Raw genomic sequence first — 25807 nt, 5'->3', positions numbered from 1 at the left:
TTGTAGATCACTATTTAGTTTTTACGCTCAAGGTCGATATGCATAAAAGCTTCTTAGAAAAAATACATTCTTCACAGGGATCACTATGCGCAACAACCAACCCGTCACGCAGCAAGAATACCCATTAACTGAAGAGACCGTGCTGATATCGCGCTCGGACTTGAAAGGCAACGTGACCTATGCGAACCCGACGTTTGTTGAAGTAAGTGGTTACTCCCGCGATGAGTTGATTGGCGCGCCGCATAATTTAATTCGACACCCGGATATGCCCGAAGCGGCCTTTGCGAATTTATGGAAAACCCTGAAGGCAGGCACTACCTGGCAGGGCCTGGTCAAGAACCGCCGTAAAAACGGTGATCATTACTGGGTGCATGCCACGCTTGCTCCACTGCGTGACGGTGACCGTATCGTGGGGTATACATCGGTACGCCGCAAGGCGAGTCCCAAGGCCGTTGCCAAGGCGGAAAAGGTCTACGCCGAGATGCGTGAGAAAGGCAAATCCAGGCACTACACCCTGGTACGCGGTGAGCTTCGACGCAAGGGGGTTATCGGCATCGTCTCGCGCTTCAAGCTCACCAGCCTGCGCGCAAAGCTGATCGGCATGGTGCTGGCGTCCGTGGCGCTGATAGGGATTGCTGGTGGACTGGGTATTTACGGATTGATGGTCTCCGGAGATCGCCTGGATACCCTGAGCCGCTCGGGACTGGATGACGTCGCGAGCCTGCAGGGAATCGAACAGGCCGCCGGGCAGGTAGTGGATGAGCTGGATCCCGCCGTGCTCAATCCGCGCGCCGTGGACGCCGATGAACTGGCCGCGTCGGTCGGCACAAAACGGGAAAGGATCGAGGCGCGCTGGGACGAATACCGCGCCGATGAAGATCCCGACAGCCAGGCACTGCAGTCCTTTGGCTCAGCGCTCGGCAACTGGAGCGACGGGGTCGATCAGGCGGTGACCGCCCTGGTCGAGAAAGAGAGCTACGACGCCTTTGTCGCCTTCAACGATATCGTCAAGCCCGGCACGCAAACGTTGCAAGCCGAGGTCAGCCAACTGGTTGAAAGCGAACGAACCTTTGCTGCCGAGATGCTGGCGGAGGCCGACCAGGGCCGCCAGCAGATGATGATTGCCCAGCTGGTGCTGATGGGGCTGGGCGCGGCGGTCATGATCGGCTTGAGCATGCTGATTCTGAAATCGGTGCTGCGTAGCCTGGCCGGCGCGCGCTACGTGACCTTCCAGATTGCCGCGGGCAACCTGGCGGCCCGGGAGCGTCGCCAAACCGGTGATGAGCTAGGTGAGCTTCTGTACTCGCTCGACACGATGCGTTTTAGCCTGTCAGGTATTGTGGGTGACGTTGAAAACCGTGTCTCGGTGGTTACCCCGGCCATTCAGCAGATTGCCGCCGAAAATGAGGAGCTGGCGTCGCGTACTGAGCAGCAGGCATCGTCGCTGCAGGAAACGGCCTCGAGCATGGAAGAAATGACCTCGACCGTGCAGCAGAATACCGACAATGCCCGCAAGGCGAGCGAATTGGCCGTACAGAACTCGCACAGCACTCAGCAAACCAGCGAGCAGATGCAGCAGCTGGTTGAGCGTATGCAGCGGATTGCTCAAAGTGCTGAAAAAATGACCGAAATGATCAGCGTGATTGACGGCATCGCCTTCCAGACCAATATTCTTGCCTTGAATGCCTCTGTGGAAGCCGCCAGGGCTGGCGAGCATGGTCGAGGGTTTGCGGTGGTGGCCAGTGAGGTACGTAACCTTGCCGGGCGAAGCGCTGAAGCCGCCCAGGAAATTCGTCGCATGATCGACAGCACCACTCAGGAAGTCACCGGCGGGAGAAGCGCCGTGGAGGAGGCCGAGAAAGCGATCGACGCCGTTATGCGCCAGGTCAACCAGGTAAGCGAGCTGATGGAGTCAATCAGCACGGCATCCAGTGAGCAGAGTAGCGGAATTGGGGAAATCAATTCGGCGATTGCTGAAATGGATAACGTCACCCAGCAAAATGCCACCAAGGTGCAGTCGATTGCCGCGTCGGCGGATAACCTGTCCCTGGAAGCTTTCGAGTTGGCTAACGTGGTGGACGCATTCCGCCTGGAAGGGGCTCAGGAAGAGAGCATCAAAATAGCTCGCGCACATCTGGAAAGAATGAATCAAGCCACTCAGAAAACCGCCAAGGCATTACCCAGCCATTCTTCATCGACGAAAGCGCGCGAGGTGGCGACTGAAACTGCTGATCAATGGGATGAGTTCTAACGCTAGGGTGCGCGCAGATCATTGCGCCCGCCACTTGGTGGGCGCAATGGGTAACATCTATTCGTCGGGATGAAACTCAAGGGCTACCGAGTTGATACAGTAGCGCAAGCCGGTACTCTCGGGGGGGCCATCGGGGAATACGTGGCCAAGATGCGCATCGCAGTGGGAACACACCACTTCGGTGCGCACCATGCCATGTGTAGTGTCCTGATGCTCTTCGACGCAGCGGGTGCCAAGCGGACGGTCAAAGCTTGGCCAGCCGCAGCCTGCATCAAACTTGTGTTCGTTCTCGAATAGAGGGGCATGGCAGCAAACGCAATGGTAGATACCTTGCACCTCTCTGACCTGGTAGTCCCCGGTAAACGGCCGCTCAGTGCCTTTTTCACGAGTGACGCGATACTGCTCCGGCGTGAGTTTTTCTTGCCATTGATCCGGGGATTTTTCGATTTTTGCCATGGGGGTCTCCTCTCCCGCTTCCTGACTCAGGATAGCGTATCACTATCGTAAAGGACTTTATCGCCAAGGGCACTATCGTCAATGACAGTGCCTGGCCTGCTTGAGTTCAGGATGCGCAATATCGGCAAAAATCGCCAGCCAAGCCATCAAACGCTGGCCGCGCCACCGTTACTACGCGGGTCGTGAGCGCTTTCAATCAGCCCGTCAGGGTGATGAACGATACCTCCCGCATGTCCCATGGTGTCGCTGAACGGCTCATCGAGCACTTCGACATCATGCCCAGCCGCCTTGAGCGCTGCCACCAGTTTGGCGTCAAAGCGATCCTCGAGTTTTAAGTTCATGCTCGATTCGCCCCAAGTACGGCCCAGGAGCCAACGTGGTGCGGTAACCGCCTGCTGCAACGGTATATGGTGAAACGCGTAGCGCGAGAAGACCGCGGCTTGCGATTGCGGCTGACCCTCACCGCCCATGGTGCCGTAGACCATGGTACGGCCATCGTTAAACCGGGCCATCGCTGGGTTAAGCGTATGGAAAGGCTTGCGCCCAGGGGCCAGTCCACGAAGCGATTCCGGGTCAAGCGAGAAGCTGATACCGCGGTTCTGCCATAGCACGCCGCTTTCCGGCAGGACAACGCCGCTGCCAAACTCCCAGTAGATGCTTTGTATGAAGCTGACTGCTCGACCCTCGCTATCTACCGCGCCCATCCAGACGGTATCGCCTGGCGCTGGATCGTGGGGCCAGGGCAGTGCTTTGGATGAGTCGATCTGGGCAGCCTCAGCGGCAATGCGTTCGTCGCTGAGTAACCCTTGAAGCGAGGTGGGGACCCGCGCCGGGTCCGTGACGTATTGGTCACGCAGCATGAAGGCGCGCTTGGTGGCTTCAATGAGGCCGTGCAAGTGACCAAAGCCATTGGGTTCGGTGGCTTTGATGCGCTCGTAAATGGCGAGGATCATCAGCGACGCCACCCCCTGGGTAGGGGCAGGGAGGTTATACAAGGTGGCGTCGGTGAGGCCTACTTCCAGGGGCGTCACGCGCTGGGCGCGATACTCGTGGAAGTCCTGCAAACGCAGCGGGCTACCCAGCATCTCCAAATCCCGGGCCATGCTTTCGGCCAACTTACCGCGATAAAAATCATCCAGACCGGCCGTGGCCAGTCGTTCCAGCGTCGCGGCCAAACGCGGCTGGCGAAGCCGGTCGCCTTCTCTGGGCGCTTGACCATCGACCAGAAGTGCCTCGCTGAACCCAGGGCTTTGTGATAAGCGCTCCAGGTGCTTGGCAGTCAGCGTTTCCTGGCTCTTGGAAACCGCGACGCCTTTTTGTGCATGACCAATGGCATCGGCCAGCAGCGTTGTCAGCGGTAGAGGTTTTCCCCAGTCGGCGGCAACCGCTAGCGCCTCCTGCCAGCCGCTTACCGTGCCTCCCATGGTGAGGGCTGCTTTAGGACCGCGTTCGGGAATCTGCGTGTCACCGGCATAGAAATCCGCATTGGCCAACCCCGCAGCTGGGCCGCAGGCATCAATGGCCACCGGTGCCTTGCCAGGCTCATGGATTAACCAGAAGCCATCACCGCCAAGAGCATTCATGTGCGGATAGACCACGGCGATGGTGGCCGCGGCCGCGACCATGGCTTCCACGGCGTTGCCCCCCTGCTTGAGTACGTCTCGACCGGCACTGGCGGCGAGGTGGTGCGGAGCGACACAGCTGCCGCTGAAGCTACGTTGCGTATGGAGCATAAGCTGTCCTTTTATTATTGAGCCTGAGGTTTACCAGCCAATGGCGGCAGGCAGCCACGTGGCAATACCCGGAAATAGTATCACCATGGCAATGGCGAGAAACTGTAAAGCGATAAACGGTAGCACGCCGAGATAGATATCCAGCGTGGTGACGCCTTTGGGGGCGACGCCTTTGAGGAAAAACAGTGACCAGCCGAAGGGCGGCGTTAAAAACGAGGTTTGCAGCACCAGCCCCACCAGAATGCCCAGCCACACCATGTCAACGCCCATCTGGATAAAAAAGGGCAAGAACAACGGCAGGGCGATATAGCTGATTTCGATCCACTCGAGAAAGAAACCGAGCACAAACATCAGCAGTAGCATGAAGAGCAGTGCACCTATCTCACCGCCGGGTACCCACTCGAACATACGCGCTACCAGGTGCTCGCCGCCAAGACCACGAAACGCCAGGCCGAATACCTGCGCGCTGATCAGGATAAAGAACACCATGGATGAGATGATCAGCGTTGCCTTCGCGACCTCTGTCAGTAGGTTAAGGCTAAGCCGCCCGGAGCTGGCAACAAATACCAGGGCGCCCAGGGCGCCCATGGCGGCGGCTTCAGTGGGCGCGGCAATGCCGCCGATGATCGAGCCAAGCACGGCAACGACCAAGCCCACCGGCGGGCCTACCACCAGTATGACCTTGCGTAACAATTGCGCCTTGCCCATTTGGGCACGCTCTTCGGCAGGGATCGGTGGCATTAGATGGGGTTTCCAGGCGGCGAGCGCAAGAATGGCAATAATGTACACCGCTGCCAGGGTCAATCCAGGCATCATGGCGGCAGCGAACATAGTGCCCACCGATTCACCCAAGATCTCTGCCAGTAGAATGAGCACAAGGCTTGGAGGAATAATCTGCCCCAGCGTGCCAGAGGCGCATATCATCCCGCTGGCAAGTGCCTTGGGGTAGCCGCGACGCAGCAGTGTCGGCAAGGTGAGCAGGCCGAGCGTCACGATGGTGGCGCCGACGATGCCCGTGGCCGCACCAAGCAGGACACCGACAAAAATAATCGCCACACCCATTCCGCCCGATACATTACCGAACAAGTGACCGACTACATCGATCAGTTCGGCGGCAAGTTTCGACTTTTCGAGCATCACACCCATGAAAACGAACAGCGGGATAGCCATGAAGGTGTAGTTGGTTACCACGCCGTAGATACGCGACGGAAGCAGGTTGAAAAGCATCGGACCAAAGCCGATAAAACCAAAGACAAAGGCGGTCGTTGCAATGCTGATCGCCACCGGAATGCCGATCAGTAGCATGACGAAAAAAGCCCCGATCATGCCGATCGCCAGCCATTCATTTAAAGACATCGGTTAGTCACCTTGTGCGGGGAGTGCGAACGCATTGCGCAGTGCATGGGCCAGTCCCTGCAGCGCAAGCAGGGTGAAGCCAAAGGGAAGAAAGGCCTTTAAAACCCAGCGGTAGGGCAGGCCACCAGGATTGGGTGACCCCTCGCCGCGGCCAAACGATTGCGCGACCCAGGGAAGCGTCAGCCAGGCGATATACAAGCCTATAACCAGCAGCGTGAGTCCGCCGAATACCTCGATAGTACGTTTTACGAGCACCGGGAAGTGCTCGTAAAAAACGTCTACCCGAACCTGTTCGTCGTTAAGTAGCAAATACGCCATGCCGAACAGGGCAATGGGCGATATCAAGTGCCACTGCAGCTCTTGCAGCCATAGGGCTCCGAAGTCGAACAGGTAACGCAGTATTACATCACCGGAGACCAGTGCTACCAGCAACACACAGGTCCAGGCGGCGATCCGGCCAAATAGCCGGACCAGCACCTCTATGCTATTAACTACCTTTTCTACCGCTCGCATATCACACTCCGATGATATCGCTTAGCCAAGCGCGTTCACTGGCACCTGCCCAGCGGTCATGTTGAGCCTTGAAGGCCATGTAGCTGTCGTGGATTTTGCGTACCGCCGGATCGGCGTTGGCTTCGGTTTGCAGCGTATCCAGCGTGGCTTCGCGCAGTGCATTGACGATTGATTCTGGCAGTTGATTGGCGATGACCCCGTGATTATCGACCAGGTCGGTCATGGCTTCACCGTTCACGGCCTCCGACCAAGTCAGGCTTTCCAGGCAGGCGGCCATGCACGCCGAGCGAACAATCATCTGCAGATCTGCTGGCAGACTGTCCCAGTGGGATTTGGAAATCAGTAGCTCACCGGTGGTGGAGGGTTCGTGCCAGCCGGTGGTGTAATAGTATTTCGCAGCGTCTTGAAGTCCCATACGGCGGTCCTGGAAAGGGCCGACGAATTCGGCGGCGTCAATCACGCCGCGTTCCAGCGCCGGGAAAATCTCACCACCGGGTAATACGCGGGCATCGACACCGAGGGAAGAGTAGACCTTGCCGGCCAGGCCGGGAACGCGCATGCGCAGGCCATCAAGCTGGCTGATGTCTTCAATTGGTTCACGGAACCAGCCGGTCATTTGTACGCCAGTGTTATTCAGCGGGAAGGCGACCATGCCATACGGCTCGTAAAGCTCGTGCCAAAGCTCGAGGCCGCCGCCGTGATAAAGCCAGGCCATATGGCCCATAAAGCTCATGCCGAATGGCACGGTGGTGAAATACTGAGCGGCAAAGGTCGTGCCTGACCAGAAATAGCTGTTGGCCGCATTCATTTGGATAGTGCCGCTCTGTACCGCTTCAAACCCCTCGAGCGCCGGGATCAGTTCACCCGCGGCAAAGTGTTGAATATTGAGGCGACCACCCGACATGGTGTTGATTTTTTCGATGACATCGGTGGGGCTGCCGGGTCCCTCGACATAAAACGGAGAGCCTGGCCCGTAGGCATTGGTCATGCGCCAGTTAAAGGTTTCGGACGATTGTGCTCGCGCAATGCTGGGAGCTCCCAATACCAATCCTGCAGTGGAAGAGACAGCGGCGGTCGTAAGAAACTTGCGGCGTGTAAAGGTCATGAGTCACCTCTTGGCGGTGGAGAAATCAAATTTGTCCCACCAAGGTGTTAGCAAACGCCATGCCATAAAATCGATTTTATTTTAAATAAAAGATTTTTACAGTGTTTATCGGCTGTCGCTTACCGCTACCGTGGTGGCCGTTGCACTCAGCTGGCGCGCCGCGTCATGCTTTGTGCACCACCTTGAGGCGGCTATGTGCCTGCGTTGATGGAAGTGACGCTGTCGAGTCGGGAAGGGCGATTGGACCGGGAATGCTTGACAGTTCAATAAGGGGTGAGTAACATACGCGCCACCTCGACGAGGCATTGCGACGTCCCATTCGTCTAGTGGTCCAGGACACCGCCCTTTCACGGCGGTAACAGGGGTTCGAACCCCCTATGGGACGCCATCTCGTACTTGTCTTTTGCGTTGCGGGAATAGCTCAGTGGTAGAGCATCGCCTTGCCAAGGCGAGGGTCGGGAGTTCGAATCTCCTTTCCCGCTCCAATTAGGTGTGTGGTAAAGCAGACGAGGGTCGTGAGCTGGAACGCCAGCCCGGTCGAATCTCCTTTCCCGCTCCAATTGCGTCCCATTCGTCTAGTGGTCCAGGACACCGCCCTTTCACGGCGGTAACAGGGGTTCGAACCCCCTATGGGACGCCATCCGATAGCGAGAATGCGTTAGGCGTAGGGTTATAAAGCGGGAATAGCTCAGTGGTAGAGCATCGCCTTGCCAAGGCGAGGGTCGGGAGTTCGAATCTCCTTTCCCGCTCCAATTAATTTTATGCTTGCACAGTGTCCCATTCGTCTAGTGGTCCAGGACACCGCCCTTTCACGGCGGTAACAGGGGTTCGAACCCCCTATGGGACGCCATCTCGTACTTGTCTTTTGCGTTGCGGGAATAGCTCAGTGGTAGAGCATCGCCTTGCCAAGGCGAGGGTCGGGAGTTCGAATCTCCTTTCCCGCTCCAAGCGCATACTTAGATAGGGCATACTGCCTAGGGTCGTGAGCTGGAGCGCCAGTCCGATCGATCTCCTTTCCCGCTCCAAGCGCACCCATCTCTACTTCCCTTCTCTTCAGTTATTCATAGCCTTCCGGGACAGAACTGTTTGAAAAAATAGTTTGCGCCCTAATATCTAATGTTTACGCATGTGATGACTTCCTTATTTTTGCTGACAGGACATGTTTATGGCCGAACCGGCATTGTCGATACGTGGCCTTACCAAAGAGTACGGTAACGGCTTTCAAGCGCTAAAAGGTATTGATCTCGACGTCCAGCAGGGCGATTTTTTTGCGCTCCTGGGCCCCAATGGCGCAGGCAAGTCTACTACCTTGGGCGTGGTTTGTTCGTTGGTGCAGAAGACCCAGGGAAAGGTATCGGTCTTTGGTATCGATATCGATAAAGACTTCTCTAAAGCGAAATACCAGATCGGCGTGGTACCGCAAGAGTTTAATTTTAACCAGTTCGAAAAAGTGCTCGATATCGTGCTGGCGCAAGCGGGCTACTACGGCATGACGCGTCGTGAGGCGCTGCCTCGCGCCGAGCAGCTGTTGACCGATCTGGGGCTGTGGGACAAGCGCAATGGTAGCGCACGCATGCTGTCCGGCGGCATGAAACGCCGCTTGATGATTGCGCGTGCCTTGATGCACCGACCTAAATTGCTGATCCTTGACGAGCCGACCGCGGGCGTGGATATCGAGCTACGCCGTAGCATGTGGGAGTACATGCGCCGCATTAATCGTGACGAAGGCACTACGATCATTCTGACGACGCATTATCTGGAGGAGGCCGAGAGCCTGTGCCGCAATATCGCGATCATTAATCACGGCGAAATCGTCCGTAACACCAGTGTGCGGGAGTTGCTCACCGAACTGAGTCGAGAGACCTTTCTATTGGACCTTGCTGTCCCTGTCAGTGATACCCCCGTGGTGGAGGGATTTGATATCCAGCGAGTGGAAGCCTCGCAGCTATCATTGGTGATCCATCGTGGCCAGCGACTCAACGATGTGTTTGGTGCATTAACCGAGCAGGGCTTGCAGGTTGTCTCCATGCGCAACCGCGCCAACCGCCTGGAGGAGATGTTTGTGTCGATGGTGGAAGGCAGTCAGAGCTCAATCGATCAACGGGCAGAGCAGCCTCAAGCACAGGAGGCGCGGGTATGAACGCCAGTCAAACGCTCATCGCCCTGTGGACGCTGGTACTCAAGGAGATCAAGCGCTTTACGCGGATATGGCCGCAAACCTTGTTGCCACCCTCTATCACTATGGCCATGTACTTCATTATCTTTGGCAACCTGATCGGCTCGCGCATTGGGGCGATGGACGGCTTCACGTACATGGACTTTATTGTTCCCGGGCTGATCATGATGTCGGTGATCACCAACAGCTATTCCAACGTCGCCTCCAGCTTCTTCTCGAACAAGTTCCAGCGTTCGATTGAAGAGATGATGGTCTCGCCGATGCCTAACTGGGTCATCTTATCCGGTTTCATTTTTGGCGGTATGGCCCGTGGTCTTGGCGTCGGGCTGATTGTGACCATTGTTTCGCTGTTTTTTACTCGCCTGACCGTCGAGCATCCGTTTCTGACCGTGCTGGTGGTGGTGCTGACGTCGGCGCTGTTTTCCATCGGTGGTTTTATCAACGCGCTGCTGGCCAATAAATTCGACGACATTTCCATCGTGCCGACCTTTATCCTCACGCCGCTGACCTACCTGGGGGGAGTGTTTTACTCGATTTCCATGCTGCCCGATTTCTGGCAGGGCGTGTCGATGCTCAACCCGATTCTGTACATGGTGAATGTCTTCCGCTATGGCTTCCTGGGTGTGTCGGATATCCCGGTTGGCTGGGCCTTGGCTGCCGTGCTGGGCTTCATTGTCGTGCTGTTTGTCGTAGCGCTTCGCATGTTGGAACGTGGTAAAGGAATCCGGAGTTAAGTCATGTCGCATCGACCCGAAACACTGATAGAGGCACCGTTGGGGCGCGAATCTGTTTATCCAGACGCCTATGATCCTGACCTTTTGTATCCGCTTCCCCGTGCGGCCAATCGAGCCCCGTTGGGCATTGTCGAGGGCAGGCTGCCGTTTGTCGGTGAGGACGAGTGGCATGCGTTTGAGGTGTCCTGGCTGAACGGGCGCGGCAAGCCGGTGGTGGCTGTTGCACGCTTTCGTTTGCCCGCTGACTCACCCAATCTGATTGAGTCAAAATCCTGGAAGCTATACCTCAACAGCTTTAATCAGACTCGCTTTGCCCATCGAGACGACGTCATTGCGACATTAACCCGGGATTTAGCAGACGCAGCGAATGCGCCGGTTAGCGTCGAGCTTTTTGATGTTGACGCCGACACCTTGGCGCCTCGGCAGCTTCCGGGGGAGTGCCTGGATGCGTTGGATATCAAGGTAAGCTATTACACCCCGAGTGCTGACCATTTGAAGGCAGGTGATCAGGTGGTGGAAGAAACACTGTACTCGCACCTTTTAAAATCCAACTGCCCGGTGACCGGTCAGCCGGATTGGGGCAGCGTCATGATTCGCTATAAAGGTCCGCAGGTCGAGCGAGAGGGGCTATTGCGCTATTTGATCGGCTATCGTCAGCATCAGGACTTTCACGAACATTGCGTTGAGCATATTTTTACCGACCTGATGCAGCGCACCAAGCCCACTGAACTATTGGTCCTGGCGCGCTATGTGCGGCGCGGAGGGTTGGACATCAGCCCCTGGCGTGCCACGCCTGGGCTTTCGCCGCCCAGCCCGCTGCGTCTGGCAAGACAATAAATGATTGCGCTAAAGTAGCGCTCATCTCATTGAACCGACGGAGTCATCATGGACGCACTTACGCTGCTGCACGAACGTAGCTCCATGGGCAAGCTGAACGAGCCCGCGCCCAATGCCGAGCAGCTTGGCGCAATCTACCGGGCTGCGCTGCGTGCCCCTGACCATAAAGAGCTGCGCCCCTGGCGGTTTATCGAATTCAGCGGGGAAGGGCGTGAACGCCTGGGTGAGCTGTTTGCCGAGGCCGAGTTCCAGGAAGACCCGCATGCCAAGGATTCCGTGCTTGACTCGGCGCGCAAAAAACCACTGCGGGCGCCGATGATCATTGCCGTGATCGCCAAGGTGACGCCGGATATTGCCAAAGTGCCCAAGATGGAGCAGGTGATCTCCGCCGGCTGCGCGGCCCACGGTATTCTGCTGGCGGCTCATGCGCTTGGTTTGGGTGCCATGTGGCGTAGCGGCAAGTATGCCTTTGACCCCGTGGTGCACAAGGGGTTGAGCCTGGAAGACGACGACGAGGTCGTTGCGTTTATTTATCTGGGAACCCCCGCTGGTCGCCACAAGCCGCTTCCTGAGCATCAAACTGATGACTTTGTCGAACGCTGGAGTTAGCCATGGCAAGCAGCCGAGAAGCCGGTGTCGCTTACCCACGGCTACCGTTAACCGAAGGGTCGGATGATCTTGTTGCCTTTCAGCAGTGGCTCGGCGAGGCAATTCCCATGGTTGGCGCGCTGGGCATCATGCAGATGGATCGCCAGGGTGACACGCTTACCTGGCAACTGTCGTTAAAGCCCAGCCTGAATGATAAAGGCACCGGTTTTGGCGGAGCGCTGACCGCGCAAGCGACACTACTGGGTTGGTGCTGGGTAACGCTATGGCTGCGTGCGCAGGGCAGAGCGCAAGACGTGGTCGTCGCCGAATCGAGCCAGCGCTTCCATGCGCCGGTGACGGCAGATTACCGCATGGTATGTAGTCCGCATGATTCCCAAGGCCCTGTAATGCTTGCCGACAAGCTTCAGCAACGCGGTAGAGGGCGCATTACGCTGGATCAAAAGCTCTATTGCGGTAACACGCTGTGCCTGGAGGCGACCGGCAGCTACGTGGTTCTTCCCGAGGCCTGATCTGAAAATGGCTTGCTATTTCGCAGCTTAGGCCATAGAATACGCGCCGTTCTGTTGGGAAAAGCATCGCTGGTCTCAAAAGAGCAAACAATGCGGAGGAGTGTCCGAGTGGTCGAAGGAGCACGCCTGGAAAGTGTGTAAGTCGAAAGGCTTCGAGGGTTCGAATCCCTCCTCCTCCGCCAGAATGCGTTAAAGAAGCCCGCCAAGAGCGGGCTTTTTTTCGTCTGTGCCATAGCAAATCAATAGCTTATGTTCTCATGGTGTTTTATCGGGTTGCACCACATCGCACACAAGCGCAAAATCTATGTAGGGTGGGATGTTGGGTAAACAGTTAGGAACCCGTTATGCCAAGACAAACGAAGCCGTTAACCGCTTTGGAAGTGAAGCGCCTCACGCAGCGGGGGCTTCATGCGGTTGGTGAAGTGCCGGGCTTATACTTGCAGGTATCCAAGACAGGTACACGGTCATGGGTGTTGCGTTATGCCACTGGCGAAACTCGGTTATCTGAATCAGGCAAGGCGTTCATGGTGCGCCGAGATATGGGGCTGGGGAGTTATCCTGGTGTCACGCTGGCGCAGGCCCGTGACAAGGCTCGTGGTGTACGCGAAAAGTTGGATGCCGGTATTGACCCGGTAGCTGAGCGAAGAGCCGCCAGTCAATCACGCCGGGCTGCTGAGCTGGCGCGTATCACCTTCGCCGATGCTGCCGCCGCGGTTATCAAGATCAAGCAGGCTGAGAGCCGCAACCAAAAGCACGGCAAGCAATGGCAATCCACGCTTGAAACCTACGCTTTTCCGGTTTTGGGCAAGATGGCCGTTAGCGATATTGATCTGGTGCACATCAAGCAAGTGCTTCAGCCCATCTGGGAAACCAAAACGGAAACCGCCACCCGGGTGAGGCAGCGTATTGAAGCTGTGCTGAGCTGGGCGACTGTTAACGGGCACCGGTCCGGTGATAATCCAGCACGCTGGAAAGGCAACCTGGACACCATACTGCCGGCGCCTTCCAAGGTAGCTAAGGTGGAGCACCATCGCGCCATGCCGATCGATTCTATGCCTACATTCTGGCACGCCTTGGAAAAGCGCACCGGAGACGCGGCCGCGTGCTTGGCGTTTACGATCCTGACAGGCTGCCGATCTGGCGAAACCCGTGGAGCGCGCTGGGATGAAATCGACCTGGCCAGCGGCGCCTGGACAATACCCGCCAGCCGCATGAAGGCAGGCAGAGAACACCGGGTGCCGTTATCCGCGCCAGCATTGGTTCTGCTCGAGGCACAACCCCAGACGCGGGAAAACGTCTTTCTGAGCCCACAAGGCAAGTTGCTGTCTGATGCTGCCATGACCGCCTTGCTCCGCCGGATGAAGGAAGATCACCGGGCAACCGTTCACGGCTTCCGGTCAACGTTCAGGGATTGGATGGCAGAGCGCACTGGAACCCCGCACGAAGTAGCAGAGGCCGCGCTGGCGCACAGCATTCGAAACAGCACAGAAGCGGCATACCGCCGTGGTGATCTATACGCCAAGCGGGCAAGGGTGATGGATCAATGGGCCGCTTTCGTCACTGCCCCGGTACCCGTTGGCGCTGGCAATATTGCACCGATCAGGGGAGAGGTGGCCACCGATGGATGATGAGCTGAAGGCGATCCAAGACGACCTGGATAATGTTCTAGAGCGGTTGGCTGTCTACATGGGGCATGAAAGCCAGAAAAGCGAGGATATAGGTCCGAGAACTTACCGCAAAGAAGACGCCGCCCGGGCGGCATTGAGTTACCTAGAAGTCGAAGGGGTCACGCTGGAAACTTCACTTCGTGTTGGACGCTTTAGAGAGAAACGACTGAAAGAGGAGCACCCCGAAGGAACAATGCTCCACCATCATGCTAGAAACCGTGGTGAAGAATCCACGCTGATTGAAGCCCTTCGCGCCTTAGAGGAGTGGCTTTTAACCGCATGGCCTCCCGAAAGCCACCATTTAGACACTTTGGCTCTAGCTGTTAACGAATGGTCAAACAAGCGCGGACGTTTTATTGGTGAAAGCATGGGGCTTCCTATTACGACTGGGCGCTTGGATCCTAAAAAGGACGCGAAGAAAGGTGCGGTTGCGTGCGTTTGGGCATTACACAAAATAGACCCTAAAGCTTATCCCTTAGACGTAGCTTTGTTTGAATTTGTAGGTGAACAATTTGGCGGCATGGGAGAAAGAACCGTATCACGCGCCTATTACAGTGAAGATGGGCGCTTGGGTAGAAATATCTTCGAAGAAGTTGCAAATGATCCTGAACTAACGGAATACCTGATGCCGCTGGCATTAGAGATGTTTAGCGAGGCGCTAGACGACAGTTATGGAGAAATAACGTACTGGAAAATGGCTTTAGATCCTTGCTCATGGAGAGTATTCGCTGATGCTCCTCGATTGAAGCTGTCCCCAAACGAAGAAGAGTTATTATTTACCCCTTTCGACTTGTCAGAAACCTGCGAAAACTGACAATTACTCCTATCTGCCACCCCGCCATGCTTTACCACGTTACCCAATACGACGAGGTAAAGCACCATGGCAGCGAAAACGAAACGCCAGACACCCCCAAAGCCCGGCAATGAATTTCTAAGCGCCGATCAAGCGGCCAATCGCTATGGCGTACACCGCGCCAGCATTTATCGCTGGGCAAAAGAAAGCGCCTTCCCAGCACCGATCAAGCTAGGCCCCAACGTCACGCGCTGGGCATTGGCAGACCTTGAAGCGTGGGAAAAATCCCAGCGGGAGGCATCCTAATGCTTGCCAATGCGACGCCCTGCGTTTACGCTAAGACTGCTGGCGCAAAATCGTCAGCCGGGTTTAGCGGCCCGACTACCTCTAGGCGCACTAGCGCCCCCCTTGACGGCGCTTTTTTAGTGCCCGTCAGTTATGGCGGCTGTGCGTGGGACACCTTCGGGTGTGCCGGTTTCCTAGAGTGCCGGTCCGCTAACCTGCGTACAGTCGCCCCCATCAGTTGTTTAGCGGCAACTGGGGACGACTCCTCAACTCTAGGAGTCACACCCATGGCATCACTACGCCTGTCTAACGTCATTACCCGCAGTTTATCTGGCCGCGCCGCTGCACACAGAGCGATGGCGAAAGCCGCCCTGTTTGCCGATAGCAGCGCCAGCACCCGCCTAAAGCGTTACAACCACCACATTGAAAAAGTCCAGCAGCTTGAAGCCCGCCTTTCTGACACTGCCAAGCGCAGCGCTGGAGGTGTGGCATGAACCAGCATCAAATACCCCAAGCCCACCGGGACGCCATCGCCCATATTCAAGCGCTGGCGCTGCCTATCAGCACCCGAGTCCAAGGCGGCTATTGGGTAGGTGTCGAATTTTCGGGAATGCTACTTCAACTGAATGTAAGCGTTAGCCGCCGCGCTGACTTGCATCGCCCGGATGCCTGGCCCAAGTCATACAGCGTGTATGTCCCACCTTGCACACGCGCTGCACCTGATAGCCTCGAACAACTTCAGATGATTGCCCGCGATCTGGAAGCGCTGCTTCCTGGGGTGGTGGCGTCATGAGTCGCGTTCAGCCCCACGTCGACAAGCTAGAAGATTTGCTAGGCACCATGAGTGGCCTTGCCGGCATCATGCAAAAAGACCTGTGCCGTAGAGGGAGCGAGGAAGGGCCTGCTCTCAATGATCATGACATTGGGTGCCTGCTATCCGCCATTGATGAGCTCGCCAACCGTGGTTATTACGCCCTGGATGCGATCGATCGAGCCTCGCAAGGCCAGGAGGTGCACTCATGAGCCATATCCAGAACCACGCCGAAAACCTCCAAGACATGATGGGCGCCATTTACGGCCTGGCCGACATGCTCGAGAAAGCTGGTAGCGGTGATACCAGCGAAGACGAAGCATTAATGCTTTCGCGTTTCCAGCGCGGATGCATGGTCACGGCCATCAAACACCTTGCGGGCCATGCCGACTCTCTGACCGATGTTATCCAAGAGCAGGAAGCCCGTAAGCCTGCTGGCGCTGGAGGTGAGGCATGAACACCCGCCAAACCCATCTAACGCTAGAACAAGTTACAGCCCTTATTGGCGTTAGCGACAAGTTAGACGACCTGGCAGACGAGAGTGAAAGCCTTGGTGTGCCCGCTACCGACGCGATCAGTCGTTATAGCGATGCTTGCCGCCATATTCAGCAGGCCGTTGAGGCGTTATTAAGCGCCGTGGAGCACAACCATCAGCCCATCACTCAGGCGTCCAAGTGGGTAGAGCTGGCGCTTTATGCCGACGATGCCCGCGACCTGGCGCACAAGCTTAAGGAAACCGCCAAGCAGCTTGAGAGCGACCCGCGTGAATTGAAGGTGATGGCAGAGGCGAAGGGGATCCGAATGGGTGGTGACGGCCCGGAAGTTGGCACGTTCAAGGTAGCCGAAAGAGAAGGGGGCAATGATGCCAGCTAACGCCCAAAACAAAGTAGCCCGGCACAGTGGCCGGGCGACAGCGCCGCCTACCAGAGCAAACGCTAAGCCTGAGAATAGCACACACGCCGATGTGTACGCCTTGCTGTCGCGCCTAGAGAAGGTGAAAGAGAACGGGCCAGGCCGCTGGCTGGCGTGCTGCCCAGCCCACCAAGACCGATCACCTAGCTTGGCAGTCCGTGAGACGCCAGACGGCACCATCCTGGTGAAGTGTTTTGCTGGGTGCCCTACGCCTGATGTGCTAGCCGCCGTTGGTGTCGAGCTTAAAGACCTGTTCCCCCAGCGCGGCCGTGATGACTACCACGCCAGCAAGCGCCCGGGTGAAAGGTGGGTACCACGCGACGTGTTGAGCGCTATTGCCCAAGAAGCACTTATCACCCTGATAGCCGCCGAAGCCACTCACCGCGGTGACCGGTTGGCGCGTGTCGATCTGGACCGGCTGGCCACAGCCGCCGGCCGTCTGCGAAGTGCAGCAAGGGAGGTAGGCTGTCATGTATGAAGCCACGCAAATGGAAGGCGCGACCTGGTTGGATGATTATGCCCAGAGCCACCAGCCCGGCGCGCCCAAGCCGCTTATTCCGCTACCTAGTGCATTGGCCCCGGTTGCCGCGTTTCAACCTGACATGCTGCCAGAGGCAATCAGCGCCTATGTGATGGACGTATCCGACCGTCAGCAGTGCCCGCCGGACTTCGTAGCCGTCACGGCGATCTGTGCGTTATCTGCCCTGGTGGGCCGTAAAGTGCTGGTATGCCCAAAGCAGCGGGACGATTGGACTGTCACGCCGAATCAGTGGGGGGCCATCATTGGCCGCCCCAGCGCCATGAAAAGTCCCAGCATGAAAGCCGCGCTTGCCCCGTTGGTGAGGATCCAGCAGGACGCTAGCGATGGCCACAGTGAAGCGCTGCAGCAGTACAAGGCAGAGCAAAAGCTGGCTGAGTTGGAAAAGAAGGCCACTGAGAACAAGGCCAAGAAGCTGCACCAGCAGGGCAAGCGTGACGAGGCGTTAGCCGAGCTGGCAGAGGCTGAGCGGGAAATACCGCCCCCGGGCAAACCGCGCCTTATCGTCAATGATGCCACCGTAGAAAAGTTGGGGGAGCTGCTGAACGAAAACCCCAACGGCCTGATTCTGGTGCGCGATGAGCTGGCGGGCTGGCTGGGTAAGCTGGCGCAAGATGACTACCAAAGCGACCGTGCTTTTTATCTTGAGTGCTTCGACGGCAACGGACGGTTTACTTACGACCGTATAGGCCGGGGAACCATCGAGATAGAGAACTGCACGCTGTCCATGATTGGAGGCATCCAGCCAGACAAGATAGCGCCGATCGTTCGCAGCGCCAGCAATGGCACGGCCAACGATGGCCTGGTACAGCGGCTTCAGCTGGCGGTGTGGCCAGACGACCTAAAGCAATGGCGCTGGCGCGACCGGGCCCCAGACCCCCAGGCACGGCACGCTTACGAGCAAACCTTTTTCAGGCTACAAGGGCTGGCGCCGGAAACCGATGCCGAAGGCGAACCGCCAGCTTGGCGTTTTACTCCGGAGGCACAGGCGCTGTTCATTGAGTGGATGGAGAGCCTCAACATCGAAGCCCGGGAAAGCGACCTGGCGCCAGCGTTAGAGAGCCACCTGCTCAAAATGCCCCAGACCATTGCAGGGCTGGCGCTGCTGTTTGAGTTGATCGAGGGAGAAGGTGGAACCGTTGGCCAGGTAGCCGCTGCCCGAGCCCTGGAGTGGGCTGATTATCTGAAAACCCACGCAGAGCGCCTGTACAGCGCCGCCACCAATCGAGGCGCAATAGGGGCAGCCCTGGTTGTTAAACGCCGGGATAAGCTGCCTAGCCCGTTCACGTCGCGGGATGTGCGCCGTAAGCAGTGGTCAGGGCTGGACAGCACTGAGGCGGTGCGCGATGCGCTGGATGTCCTGGTGGAGCATAACCACCTGACAGCCCTGGAGGTGCCGACCACCACTAAGCCAAGAACAGAGTATCACTGGCACCCTGAATTGGTGCTGGCTGGGGAGGTGCGCTGATGGGACGCTGGCTCGCTAAAATACAGAAAAGCCCTATGTGTGCAACTGACAAAACTGACTTATCCGAATCAGTCAGAAAAGTCAGTGACACAAACGGGGCATTTGCTGAAACGGCAAGCACCACCGCTGTTATGCATGAAAGCCCCCTACAGGAAGCTGACAAAACTGACTTATCTGAATCTGTCAGAAATGTCAGTAACACAACTAGGGCGTTTGAGAAAAAACAGAGGGGAAGCGCCGCTGAAGTGGATGCCATGCTGGCCACATTGCGAGCGATAGGACGCGACCTTGGTGGCACTCTTGAAAAGCTGGCGCGCGAGCGGCTGCTAGGCCTAGATAATCCTGTTCGTGCTGAAGTAATAGCAGCGCTGGATGATGCCTTTACGGTAGCCCCAGACTTGCCTAGCGCCCGGAAGCAATGCCGGCACCTACTGACCGATCCTAACGCCCTAGACGCCGCCAAAGCCTGCTGGCCCGCTTTGCCTGAGCCGGTCGGTGAGGTATCTGCCGTTCCCCACCGACACACAGTGGCGCCCATCATAGAGCCGTGGCTGGCGCTTATTGAGCAGCACTGCACGCTGGTGCCAGAGGATAAGCGCTTCATCCGCCTAAGGTTGGTAACGCTTAGCCCTGGCCATGCAATGCGGCTGGCACGTCAGTATGTGGAGGCGTGGAAGCAGGCAGCCCGGGGTGAGCCACGGAAGCATGCCAAAGACAATGCAGGCCGCCGCGCTGCTAATCACCTGCTGATCACCCGCCTCAGTTCCAAGCACTAACGTCTTGTTGATGCTGCAACCATCACACCAACAGGACAGCCAAGGAGTAACGCACATGCCAACCATCGTCGCCCCAGACCAGTTGATCCACGCCGTAGTACAGGGCAAGAGCATTGCTCACCTGACGCCTGAACAGGCATACGCGATCCATATACTAGGGATGCCAGCAGGCGCGATAACTAATCCGTTACCTAAACACCTGGTTGTGTTGCTCGCCAATATCGACCGCATGGCAAGGAAGGGTTTCAAGCAAGCCTGTTCGAACCCTGAAGGGCTGATAGAGGCAGCATACGACGAACGGCACCCTTACTACTTGCGGCGGCCGGTTCAGGCTGAGCTTGCACGTGGTATGCGTGAGTGCTTCCCAGAGTTGAGGCCAACCGGCGTTGATAGCAATGGCCAGTGCGTATACCGCGCCAGTGATGTGGCCACTGCCCTGGATACCAGTGAGGTGGAATTGAAAGCACTAGGAGAGCGCCACGGGATGCAGAATGCCACTGCCGATAGCGACGTTACCCCGATTCATTAATAGGCGCATACGGCTCTTGCCCACTAAGCCCGGCACCTGCTGGGCTTTTTTACGTTTGGGCACTATGGCTGTATATTTATTCAGTAGTCCAGTGCTGCCACCACTAGGGGATACCATGCGCCGCCATAGCCACGCCCGCCGTAACTTTGCCACCGACGCCCGCAAGATCAACGATAACGCTTTCAAGCATGAATGCCGTGATGCTGAACAGTATCGGGATGAGCGCCTAGAGCTCGAGCGAGAAAAGCTAGAGCGCCGACTGACATGGGCTTTTGGTCGTGGCGATGCTGCTGGTGTTGAGCGGTTGCAGCGTCGTCTCGACAAGCTGGCCGATGAAGCGCTGACCGCTATAGAACCTGGCTGCCGGCCGGGACACATAGAGCGTTGGAAGAAGGATCTGTGACAGTAAGGCTTGGCGGAAAATCGCGGGTCCTTCCCCCAGGGGCAGCCTAGTCCACGGGGGAGCGTAGCCGCGGAATTCGACAAATTTTCGGCAAAACATGATCGTCAGCAGCACCTGCTCTCAACCCGCATGGTTGCGGTATTTAGAGGTGCCGAAGGTGACGAAACCACAGCGGTACGCTTTCGGCACCTAGTAGCCTGTCATTCGGCACTGTCAGCCCGCTAGGCCAATCTGGCAACAAGCGTTTTGTGACCCTCCCAAAGAGGACCGCAAACCTCCCCGCAGGAATAGCAAAAAGCACAATAAAGCCGAAAAAATGCTAATATTAACTGTATATAAAAACAGTTGTAATGGTATGAAGACACGAGGTCCCCAGGCCTACCCAACCCACAAGCAGCGCCAAGAGCTAGCCCGCATGTTGGTAGACATGGCAAGCGAAGGTGATGTTAACGCCGCTGGCTGGCTGCTGCTGTTATCCGAAATTCGACAACAGAGACGAGAGACTACCCAATGAGCGACTTAACCACCTGGAAAACATGGCTAGAGCAAAACCAACAAGCCCAACAGACTTTTGATGCTGTACCAGTCAGCACCGCAGAGCAGGCTTTAGAGAAAGCTGAAAACAAGCTTTCTACCTTTGTAAGTGATGCGGCGCCAGCCGGAACTAAGGTGAATCACCCGCCTACTCCTGAGCAAGTCGAGGTTGTGCTTTCGAAGCTAGCGGCTTGGATGAGTGCGAACACCGGCGTTAACCAACGCGACCGCTATTCAGAGTGGGCACAGCAAGCCAGCAAGATTAAGCAAGCGCAAGCCGAGAGGGAGAACGCCCAAGCGGAACTGGAAGCCGTAATGAGCGAAAAGCAGCAAGCCGAGCAAGCGCTTCAGGATGTGCAAAAGCAGATGCCTACGCCTTCGCCAAAAGCGCTTGAGGCGATTCAAGTAGAGATTGATGAGCGCCGGCAACAGGTGAGCAAAATCGACGCGACCCTGAACAGCATGAAGGACAGCGCTAGCATTGCCGTGGAACTGGAGCAGAAAGCCCAGGCGGCCTCGGAAGAGGTGGAACGCTTGGAGGCACAAGCCTTGCTCGGGGATGTAGACGAAGCGGCGAAAGGACAGGCGGCCACCACCCTGGCCAAAGCCCGTAAGGCTTCAGAGAAAGCAGCAGAGCAAGCAGAAAAGCAGGACGCGGCCAAGCGTGGATTAGAGAAGATGCGAAGCGGCTTGCATGAAAAGCTGGCAGACCTGGAAGCACTACGTAAAGGCGTTGGCTTTGAGGTTGGCAAGGCCACGATGGAAGCTCAGGAGCAGGCGCTTATCAAAGCAATCGAGGGTATCGACCTTGAGACCTTGCTGGCCAATATCAACGCTGCAAGGGATCAGGCTAACGAGCACGCACCTGATGGCCAAAGCTACGACAGTGCCAGCATGCAGGTGAAACTGCCGTTGCTATACGCCGTAAGCGCACCGGATAGCATCGAATACTAAAGCAAGCGCCTCGATAGCCTGATTAGATCAAATAGTCAGGCAATTAAGGATAATCAAGGAGATAGGATAATGAAAACAGTGCACTTATATGGCAGCTTGGGAGAGCGCTTTGGCGAACGCTTTTCATTAGAAGTGCGCGACCCCGCTGAAGCAGTCCGCGCGCTTGCCGTTCAATTAAAGGGGTTTCGGGAAACGGTAGAGGCTGGCCATTGGCATGTGATACGCGGCCCGCTAGAAAAAGGGGATGACCTGGATGAAGACAGCATAGCGGTGGCGCTGGGCAATCAACGAGAGATCCACATCATACCCGCCGTTGAAGGCGCTGGCGAAGTGTTCAACGTCATCGCTGGGGTGGCGCTTATCGCCGTCGGCGCAATGTCCGGTTTCAACCCCCAACTGATGGCCGCCGGTGCGGGCATGGTGCTTAACGGAGTTACGCAAATGACTACCTCAGTACCGGGGTCTGACTATAACGAACGCGAATCCCCCGCCGAGCGGCCTTCATTCTTGTTTGATGGTCCGGTGAATACCAGTACACAGGGCCTACCGGTACCGGTGATATACGGCCGTGCGCGCGTGGGCAGCGTGGTGATTAGCGCGGGGATGACAGCTGAGGAGTTGGACTGATAGACCAAAGAAGCATTATTAATACCCGGTAGGGCTTTTCATATCGTCTTTTCGGGATTGCGCCAACCGATTTCCAGCGAGGGCATGAACTCAAGGCCGATGATCAGTGTTATCTGTTGGGCGACGGCCTGCTGTGTGTCGCGGTGAAGCCTGCGGCTGTGGTGGTGAGCGCTTCGAAGAGTTGCTGTCTCGAAACTTATCCCAAACTGACTTAGCTTTCTGCCGGTTCTCAGGCTTACGTAACCAATTTGCCGCCGCCATCATTATCCATCTTTTCATGCGAACCTCCTGTTTCCATATTGAGAGGTGAAGAACTACTAATTAGAGCTTAGTCACTGTTAGTGGCTTATCAAGATACTGACACGCTGCAATACAGTGTGTTCCTAACGCGTTGCTTCCAAAAGCCCGAAGCAAGGGAGCTATACCTTCTTAGCTATATCTTGAGGAATCATGTCTACTCACTCACCTGCCTATTGATACGACGAAGCGGCGCTGCTGCGCATTGAGCCACCACCTACCGATTCGCGAGCGGGCAACCTGGCCGATTATCACGACATGCTGGCTTACCGCTGAGGGTACGCGTCGCTTTGGTAATGAGGATGGCTATGACGCGCTGCTAGGTGGTAAGACGCTCGATAGCTACCACGACTATCCCCGCCAACTGGTTTGGCTCCCTGCATATGAGATCAGATCAAGCGCTGCTGCCGTTATCAGATCATGGCTCGCAGGTGGGATGACCTGGTAGAGCTCTTCGGCCTACTCAACTTCACGTCGGTTAGCCATGACGAGGGTGCTTTGCACCTTATCCGCCAATGCAAAGCCCTGTTGTTGATCCATGAGGGCCGTATCCGCGATGCCATCCACGCTGGAGGGCGACCCATGTAAAAGGTTACTCGAGGTAATCATTTGTGCTTGCTTAACGCTGGCGAACTTGGTTTTCCGCAGGCCCTGGCGGCGGTAGGAGGCGCAGCCATTGCGTTCTTAGGCGTTGAGTGGGTTCGTGACCGCTTAGAAGCACTGCATGAGAAGCTGATTAGCAGGTGGCTCAAATGATTGCTCGTGTCTACTCGTTAGCGCAATGCCCTGGCTGCTTGACGCGCTCATTGGCCTGTTGTTGCTCCAGTATCAGTAGCTGCAGCACGCTGACGCTGAACGTGATACGGCTGACTTAAAGGCCGAGCACGAGCAGGAGCGCGCCACCATTCTGATCGAGAGCCAGCGTGAGCAGCTGGAAGCCCTGGACGCGGCGCTCACAGCACGCGATCAAACGCTATCTGCCATCGCTGACGACATACGCGCCAGCAACAGAACGCTCGAGGAACTGGGAAAACACAATTCAGAAGTCCACGCCTGGCTTGACGGTAGTTTGCCTCATGGTATTCGTAGCCGGGTGCGACTGCCCGACAGTTCCCAACCGCCTGACGAGCGAGCTACCCGATCCCAGCAGCAATCGCGGCCTGTTGCTCCTGATCGCTGAGTATGAAGCGCTACGCCGCCGGTTCAATGCTGGCCGGGCGGCGATGGTGGAGGTGCTGAGAAAGGATGAAAGCACCGAATAGCGCCCAATGCTGTGCAAAAAAACGCTTGGGTCCTCCCAGGCACCCCTATGGGTCTACGGGGGAACGTAGCCGCAGAATTCGGCTATTTATGAGAATTTTCCAAGGCGAGGTTGTTGTTTCGTTGTCGATCAGAAGACAGCGATCGCCAGACCCGTAATGGCTGAAAAAAAGCCAGATGGCGGCTGGCTGGAATTGGCTTGCAAGCATTTGATAAGCAGGGTGTTAAGCCATTTGCAAAGACATGCCGAAGGATCTATTTCTCCTGTCGTTCATCGCAAGATGCAAAGCTGCTGGAAGCGGGGCGAAACAACAACCTCCGCAATCTGGAAAGCATGATTTTATCAGTGGCGCTTATTGCCTCCTATTAGACCTGCAATAGCTACGTGACGATCCTTTTTCTCCCGCATATAACACAGCCCGGTGCTGTGTTTTTTATTCAATAAAGCCCCAAAAACCCTAATTAAATGCTATTATTGCTGTATAAATATACAGGTGATACGCGATGAATGTTCGTTCTAAGCAAGTGTTTCCTACGCAAGAGCGGCGACGTGAGCTAATTCGCCTGCTGGATGAATTGGCAGAGGCCGGAGACGCTAACGCGATTGGCTGGCTGCTACTGCTGGACAACTTAAAGCGCAACCAGGAGGTATTCGGTAATGTTAGGCATTAAAACTGCTGATGTTCTAGATTCCGAACCCGAATCAAGCCCCAGGCTGCTGGGTGCTATCGACAATGAGATTAAGAAAGTTAACTCGGAGTCGGACAAGGTGAAGTCCACCCTTGATCAGCTCGAGGCCGAAGCTGGAGACTTGGAGGGAGCCAAGCAAGAGGCAGAAGCCGCCCAGCTTGAGCTGGATGAAATCGAGGCGGGCGAATTACTTGGAGATGCTGACGAGGTCGCACGTCGCCAAGCCGTGGCCGCCTTGAATAAAGCTCGCTCCAAAGCGCAAAAGGCTCAGGATGAAGCCAGTCGGCGTGAAGCGGCGGCCAGGGGGCTACGCCGCAAGCATGAAGCGCTTAGTGGACGCATTGACGCGCTGAGCCGTAAGCGTGCCGAAGTGGCTTTGCTGGTCTATCGGAGTGAAATCGAGCAGGCCGAGATCCGCCTTATTGAAATGCTTAAAGGCAATGAGCTGGCCGAGATAATGGAAAGCCTTAACGCCTCTGTGAGGAATTACAGAAAGGCCCAGAAGGTGGAAGACACCAATGTTGGGGCGATCGAGCCGCGGGTGCTGAAGATCGAACTCCCTTCATTAATGGCTCACCCTGATCGCAAGCGACTGACTGGACGAGATTCGGCAGGAATCCTGACTATCTGAGCAATGACGCCATAGCGGTTGGCGAACTCGCCGCCCGGTAGCGCCGGCCTAGTGCCAGGGTGGAAAACGAGAAAAACGCCGGACGCTGGTATTTCATGTGACAAGCTCTCCTCGTCTTGTTTTTGATGCCAGCATTAAAGGCCCGAAAGGGCCTTTTCTCGTTTTGGATGCCTCCTTGTCGGGCGTCACGCCTATCGATCGCTTTAGTAAGTGACGTGCTGAGGGTGGCGGCAACAAACCTTTCGAGCATGTTCATTTCACAAAAGTCGGACGCGAGACCCCTCTTGCTAAATCAAGGGGGGCAAATATCGGATCTGTGCCCCTTATCTCTATTAGTCCAATAGGAAATTTGA

31 protein-coding genes and 7 tRNA genes are annotated in these 25807 nt (G+C 56.5%); 33 read left to right on the top strand and 5 right to left on the bottom strand.

The window, feature by feature from the left end; translation table 11 throughout:
• The first annotated feature begins 85 nt into the window (after positions 1-85).
• Positions 86-2251 carry a methyl-accepting chemotaxis protein gene (locus R3F64_RS15875; RefSeq protein WP_332612553.1) on the top strand — a complete coding sequence of 722 codons (2166 nt, stop codon included), beginning with the start codon at positions 86-88 and terminating at the stop codon, positions 2249-2251.
• 57 nt (positions 2252-2308) lie between these two features.
• Here the strand turns inward: R3F64_RS15875 and msrB are convergent, their stop codons facing one another.
• The 5 genes from msrB to R3F64_RS15850 all read right to left on the bottom strand — a co-directional run bounded on the left by msrB (position 2309) and on the right by R3F64_RS15850 (position 7414).
• Entirely contained in the window at positions 2309-2707 is a 399-nt protein-coding gene (gene msrB, locus R3F64_RS15870; RefSeq protein ID WP_085917791.1) for a peptide-methionine (R)-S-oxide reductase MsrB, read from the bottom strand.
• 146 nt (positions 2708-2853) lie between these two features.
• Entirely contained in the window at positions 2854-4440 is a 1587-nt protein-coding gene (locus R3F64_RS15865) for a gamma-glutamyltransferase family protein (RefSeq protein ID WP_085917792.1), read from the bottom strand.
• A 30-nt stretch (positions 4441-4470) separates the two neighbouring features.
• Positions 4471-5796 carry a TRAP transporter large permease gene (locus R3F64_RS15860; RefSeq protein WP_332612550.1) on the bottom strand — a complete coding sequence of 442 codons (1326 nt, stop codon included), beginning with the start codon at positions 5794-5796 and terminating at the stop codon, positions 4471-4473.
• A gap of 3 nt (positions 5797-5799) precedes the next feature.
• The gene (locus R3F64_RS15855) at positions 5800-6309 is read right to left on the bottom strand and encodes a TRAP transporter small permease subunit (protein WP_332612548.1); all 510 of its coding nucleotides are present in this window, start codon (positions 6307-6309) and stop codon (positions 5800-5802) included.
• Position 6310: 1 nt separating this feature from the next.
• Positions 6311-7414, bottom strand: a complete 1104-nt coding sequence (locus R3F64_RS15850) for a TRAP transporter substrate-binding protein (RefSeq protein ID WP_066317930.1) — start codon at positions 7412-7414, stop codon at positions 6311-6313.
• A 312-nt stretch (positions 7415-7726) separates the two neighbouring features.
• Between R3F64_RS15850 and R3F64_RS15845 the strand changes: the two genes are divergently transcribed.
• From R3F64_RS15845 to R3F64_RS15690, 32 genes are all read left to right on the top strand, one after another.
• Positions 7727-7802: transfer RNA gene (locus R3F64_RS15845), tRNA-Glu, on the top strand.
• A 22-nt stretch (positions 7803-7824) separates the two neighbouring features.
• Positions 7825-7899: transfer RNA gene (locus R3F64_RS15840), tRNA-Gly, on the top strand.
• Between the two features lie 79 nt (positions 7900-7978).
• Positions 7979-8054, top strand: a tRNA-Glu gene (locus R3F64_RS15835).
• A 37-nt stretch (positions 8055-8091) separates the two neighbouring features.
• Positions 8092-8166 (top strand) — tRNA-Gly (locus R3F64_RS15830).
• Between the two features lie 22 nt (positions 8167-8188).
• A tRNA-Glu gene (locus R3F64_RS15825) sits at positions 8189-8264 on the top strand.
• Between the two features lie 22 nt (positions 8265-8286).
• A tRNA-Gly gene (locus tag R3F64_RS15820) sits at positions 8287-8361 on the top strand.
• A gap of 218 nt (positions 8362-8579) precedes the next feature.
• Positions 8580-9554 (top strand): ABC transporter ATP-binding protein, encoded by a 975-nt coding sequence (locus tag R3F64_RS15815; protein ID WP_332612543.1) that lies wholly within the window; start codon positions 8580-8582, stop codon positions 9552-9554.
• Entirely contained in the window at positions 9551-10324 is a 774-nt protein-coding gene (locus tag R3F64_RS15810; RefSeq protein ID WP_085917796.1) for an ABC transporter permease, read from the top strand. Before R3F64_RS15815 ends, R3F64_RS15810 begins: the two co-directional genes overlap by 4 nt.
• A 3-nt stretch (positions 10325-10327) precedes the next feature.
• Entirely contained in the window at positions 10328-11161 is an 834-nt protein-coding gene (gene queF, locus R3F64_RS15805) for an NADPH-dependent 7-cyano-7-deazaguanine reductase QueF (RefSeq protein ID WP_332612542.1), read from the top strand.
• A gap of 48 nt (positions 11162-11209) precedes the next feature.
• Complete coding sequence (locus R3F64_RS15800; RefSeq protein ID WP_085917798.1) at positions 11210-11770, top strand: nitroreductase family protein; 561 nt, start codon at positions 11210-11212, stop codon at positions 11768-11770.
• A 2-nt stretch (positions 11771-11772) separates the two neighbouring features.
• On the top strand, positions 11773-12279 hold the full coding sequence (locus R3F64_RS15795; protein ID WP_085917799.1) for a YiiD C-terminal domain-containing protein: 507 nt from the start codon (positions 11773-11775) through the stop codon (positions 12277-12279).
• A gap of 94 nt (positions 12280-12373) precedes the next feature.
• A tRNA-Ser gene (locus R3F64_RS15790) sits at positions 12374-12461 on the top strand.
• A gap of 162 nt (positions 12462-12623) precedes the next feature.
• Positions 12624-13907, top strand: a complete 1284-nt coding sequence (locus tag R3F64_RS15785; RefSeq protein ID WP_332612536.1) for a tyrosine-type recombinase/integrase — start codon at positions 12624-12626, stop codon at positions 13905-13907.
• Complete coding sequence (locus R3F64_RS15780; protein WP_332612534.1) at positions 13900-14760, top strand: hypothetical protein; 861 nt, start codon at positions 13900-13902, stop codon at positions 14758-14760. The genes R3F64_RS15785 and R3F64_RS15780 overlap by 8 nt, the downstream gene beginning before the upstream one ends.
• Positions 14761-14826: 66 nt before the next feature.
• Positions 14827-15045: a helix-turn-helix transcriptional regulator gene (locus R3F64_RS15775; protein ID WP_332612532.1), complete on the top strand. Its 219-nt coding sequence runs from the start codon at positions 14827-14829 to the stop codon at positions 15043-15045.
• A 266-nt stretch (positions 15046-15311) separates the two neighbouring features.
• Positions 15312-15518: a hypothetical protein gene (locus R3F64_RS15770; protein WP_332612530.1), complete on the top strand. Its 207-nt coding sequence runs from the start codon at positions 15312-15314 to the stop codon at positions 15516-15518.
• A complete protein-coding gene (locus R3F64_RS15765; RefSeq protein ID WP_332612528.1) occupies positions 15515-15817 on the top strand; it encodes a hypothetical protein in 303 nt (100 codons plus the stop codon). The genes R3F64_RS15770 and R3F64_RS15765 overlap by 4 nt, the downstream gene beginning before the upstream one ends.
• Positions 15814-16047 (top strand): hypothetical protein, encoded by a 234-nt coding sequence (locus R3F64_RS15760; RefSeq protein ID WP_332612525.1) that lies wholly within the window; start codon positions 15814-15816, stop codon positions 16045-16047. The genes R3F64_RS15765 and R3F64_RS15760 overlap by 4 nt, the downstream gene beginning before the upstream one ends.
• Positions 16044-16292: a hypothetical protein gene (locus R3F64_RS15755; protein WP_332612523.1), complete on the top strand. Its 249-nt coding sequence runs from the start codon at positions 16044-16046 to the stop codon at positions 16290-16292. The genes R3F64_RS15760 and R3F64_RS15755 overlap by 4 nt, the downstream gene beginning before the upstream one ends.
• A complete protein-coding gene (locus R3F64_RS15750) occupies positions 16289-16708 on the top strand; it encodes a hypothetical protein (RefSeq protein WP_332612521.1) in 420 nt (139 codons plus the stop codon). Before R3F64_RS15755 ends, R3F64_RS15750 begins: the two co-directional genes overlap by 4 nt.
• 187 nt (positions 16709-16895) lie before the next feature.
• On the top strand, positions 16896-17225 hold the full coding sequence (locus R3F64_RS15745) for a hypothetical protein (RefSeq protein ID WP_332612519.1): 330 nt from the start codon (positions 16896-16898) through the stop codon (positions 17223-17225).
• On the top strand, positions 17218-18753 hold the full coding sequence (locus R3F64_RS15740) for a YfjI family protein (RefSeq protein ID WP_332612517.1): 1536 nt from the start codon (positions 17218-17220) through the stop codon (positions 18751-18753). Before R3F64_RS15745 ends, R3F64_RS15740 begins: the two co-directional genes overlap by 8 nt.
• Before the next feature lie 254 nt (positions 18754-19007).
• Complete coding sequence (locus R3F64_RS15735; RefSeq protein ID WP_332612515.1) at positions 19008-19529, top strand: hypothetical protein; 522 nt, start codon at positions 19008-19010, stop codon at positions 19527-19529.
• A 55-nt stretch (positions 19530-19584) separates the two neighbouring features.
• Entirely contained in the window at positions 19585-20058 is a 474-nt protein-coding gene (locus R3F64_RS15730) for a hypothetical protein (protein ID WP_332612513.1), read from the top strand.
• Positions 20059-20173: 115 nt separating this feature from the next.
• Positions 20174-20461 (top strand): hypothetical protein, encoded by a 288-nt coding sequence (locus R3F64_RS15725; protein WP_332612511.1) that lies wholly within the window; start codon positions 20174-20176, stop codon positions 20459-20461.
• Positions 20462-20816: 355 nt separating this feature from the next.
• Positions 20817-20975: a hypothetical protein gene (locus R3F64_RS15720; RefSeq protein WP_332612510.1), complete on the top strand. Its 159-nt coding sequence runs from the start codon at positions 20817-20819 to the stop codon at positions 20973-20975.
• Between the two features lie 215 nt (positions 20976-21190).
• Entirely contained in the window at positions 21191-21949 is a 759-nt protein-coding gene (locus tag R3F64_RS15715; RefSeq protein WP_332612508.1) for a hypothetical protein, read from the top strand.
• A gap of 69 nt (positions 21950-22018) precedes the next feature.
• A complete protein-coding gene (locus R3F64_RS15710; protein ID WP_332612506.1) occupies positions 22019-22576 on the top strand; it encodes a hypothetical protein in 558 nt (185 codons plus the stop codon).
• A gap of 717 nt (positions 22577-23293) precedes the next feature.
• Entirely contained in the window at positions 23294-23461 is a 168-nt protein-coding gene (locus tag R3F64_RS15705) for a hypothetical protein (protein WP_332612504.1), read from the top strand.
• 488 nt (positions 23462-23949) lie between these two features.
• On the top strand, positions 23950-24135 hold the full coding sequence (locus R3F64_RS15700; RefSeq protein ID WP_332612503.1) for a hypothetical protein: 186 nt from the start codon (positions 23950-23952) through the stop codon (positions 24133-24135).
• 502 nt (positions 24136-24637) lie between these two features.
• A complete protein-coding gene (locus tag R3F64_RS15695) occupies positions 24638-24805 on the top strand; it encodes a hypothetical protein (RefSeq protein WP_332612501.1) in 168 nt (55 codons plus the stop codon).
• On the top strand, positions 24792-25454 hold the full coding sequence (locus tag R3F64_RS15690; protein ID WP_332612499.1) for a hypothetical protein: 663 nt from the start codon (positions 24792-24794) through the stop codon (positions 25452-25454). The genes R3F64_RS15695 and R3F64_RS15690 overlap by 14 nt, the downstream gene beginning before the upstream one ends.
• Positions 25455-25807 lie beyond the last annotated feature (353 nt).

The sequence above is a fragment of the Halomonas sp. 5021 genome, from assembly GCF_036663435.1.
GTDB lineage: Bacteria > Pseudomonadota > Gammaproteobacteria > Pseudomonadales > Halomonadaceae > Vreelandella > Vreelandella janggokensis.
The sequence above is the reverse complement of the archived record's forward strand: the minus strand, read 5'-3'. Positions and strand labels throughout refer to the sequence as shown.

Coding starts and splice junctions, on each gene's coding strand:
- R3F64_RS15875 (WP_332612553.1), top strand. CDS start 86: ATGCGCAACAACCAACCCGTCACGCAGCAAGAATACCCATTAACTGAA.
- msrB (WP_085917791.1), bottom strand. CDS start 2,707: ATGGCAAAAATCGAAAAATCCCCGGATCAATGGCAAGAAAAACTCACG.
- R3F64_RS15865 (WP_085917792.1), bottom strand. CDS start 4,440: ATGCTCCATACGCAACGTAGCTTCAGCGGCAGCTGTGTCGCTCCGCAC.
- R3F64_RS15860 (WP_332612550.1), bottom strand. CDS start 5,796: ATGTCTTTAAATGAATGGCTGGCGATCGGCATGATCGGGGCTTTTTTC.
- R3F64_RS15855 (WP_332612548.1), bottom strand. CDS start 6,309: ATGCGAGCGGTAGAAAAGGTAGTTAATAGCATAGAGGTGCTGGTCCGG.
- R3F64_RS15850 (WP_066317930.1), bottom strand. CDS start 7,414: ATGACCTTTACACGCCGCAAGTTTCTTACGACCGCCGCTGTCTCTTCC.
- R3F64_RS15815 (WP_332612543.1), top strand. CDS start 8,580: ATGGCCGAACCGGCATTGTCGATACGTGGCCTTACCAAAGAGTACGGT.
- R3F64_RS15810 (WP_085917796.1), top strand. CDS start 9,551: ATGAACGCCAGTCAAACGCTCATCGCCCTGTGGACGCTGGTACTCAAG.
- queF (WP_332612542.1), top strand. CDS start 10,328: ATGTCGCATCGACCCGAAACACTGATAGAGGCACCGTTGGGGCGCGAA.
- R3F64_RS15800 (WP_085917798.1), top strand. CDS start 11,210: ATGGACGCACTTACGCTGCTGCACGAACGTAGCTCCATGGGCAAGCTG.
- R3F64_RS15795 (WP_085917799.1), top strand. CDS start 11,773: ATGGCAAGCAGCCGAGAAGCCGGTGTCGCTTACCCACGGCTACCGTTA.
- R3F64_RS15785 (WP_332612536.1), top strand. CDS start 12,624: ATGCCAAGACAAACGAAGCCGTTAACCGCTTTGGAAGTGAAGCGCCTC.
- R3F64_RS15780 (WP_332612534.1), top strand. CDS start 13,900: ATGGATGATGAGCTGAAGGCGATCCAAGACGACCTGGATAATGTTCTA.
- R3F64_RS15775 (WP_332612532.1), top strand. CDS start 14,827: ATGGCAGCGAAAACGAAACGCCAGACACCCCCAAAGCCCGGCAATGAA.
- R3F64_RS15770 (WP_332612530.1), top strand. CDS start 15,312: ATGGCATCACTACGCCTGTCTAACGTCATTACCCGCAGTTTATCTGGC.
- R3F64_RS15765 (WP_332612528.1), top strand. CDS start 15,515: ATGAACCAGCATCAAATACCCCAAGCCCACCGGGACGCCATCGCCCAT.
- R3F64_RS15760 (WP_332612525.1), top strand. CDS start 15,814: ATGAGTCGCGTTCAGCCCCACGTCGACAAGCTAGAAGATTTGCTAGGC.
- R3F64_RS15755 (WP_332612523.1), top strand. CDS start 16,044: ATGAGCCATATCCAGAACCACGCCGAAAACCTCCAAGACATGATGGGC.
- R3F64_RS15750 (WP_332612521.1), top strand. CDS start 16,289: ATGAACACCCGCCAAACCCATCTAACGCTAGAACAAGTTACAGCCCTT.
- R3F64_RS15740 (WP_332612517.1), top strand. CDS start 17,218: ATGTATGAAGCCACGCAAATGGAAGGCGCGACCTGGTTGGATGATTAT.
- R3F64_RS15735 (WP_332612515.1), top strand. CDS start 19,008: ATGCTGGCCACATTGCGAGCGATAGGACGCGACCTTGGTGGCACTCTT.
- R3F64_RS15730 (WP_332612513.1), top strand. CDS start 19,585: ATGCCAACCATCGTCGCCCCAGACCAGTTGATCCACGCCGTAGTACAG.
- R3F64_RS15725 (WP_332612511.1), top strand. CDS start 20,174: ATGCGCCGCCATAGCCACGCCCGCCGTAACTTTGCCACCGACGCCCGC.
- R3F64_RS15720 (WP_332612510.1), top strand. CDS start 20,817: ATGAAGACACGAGGTCCCCAGGCCTACCCAACCCACAAGCAGCGCCAA.
- R3F64_RS15715 (WP_332612508.1), top strand. CDS start 21,191: ATGAGTGCGAACACCGGCGTTAACCAACGCGACCGCTATTCAGAGTGG.
- R3F64_RS15710 (WP_332612506.1), top strand. CDS start 22,019: ATGAAAACAGTGCACTTATATGGCAGCTTGGGAGAGCGCTTTGGCGAA.
- R3F64_RS15705 (WP_332612504.1), top strand. CDS start 23,294: ATGGCTCGCAGGTGGGATGACCTGGTAGAGCTCTTCGGCCTACTCAAC.
- R3F64_RS15700 (WP_332612503.1), top strand. CDS start 23,950: ATGGTATTCGTAGCCGGGTGCGACTGCCCGACAGTTCCCAACCGCCTG.
- R3F64_RS15695 (WP_332612501.1), top strand. CDS start 24,638: ATGAATGTTCGTTCTAAGCAAGTGTTTCCTACGCAAGAGCGGCGACGT.
- R3F64_RS15690 (WP_332612499.1), top strand. CDS start 24,792: ATGTTAGGCATTAAAACTGCTGATGTTCTAGATTCCGAACCCGAATCA.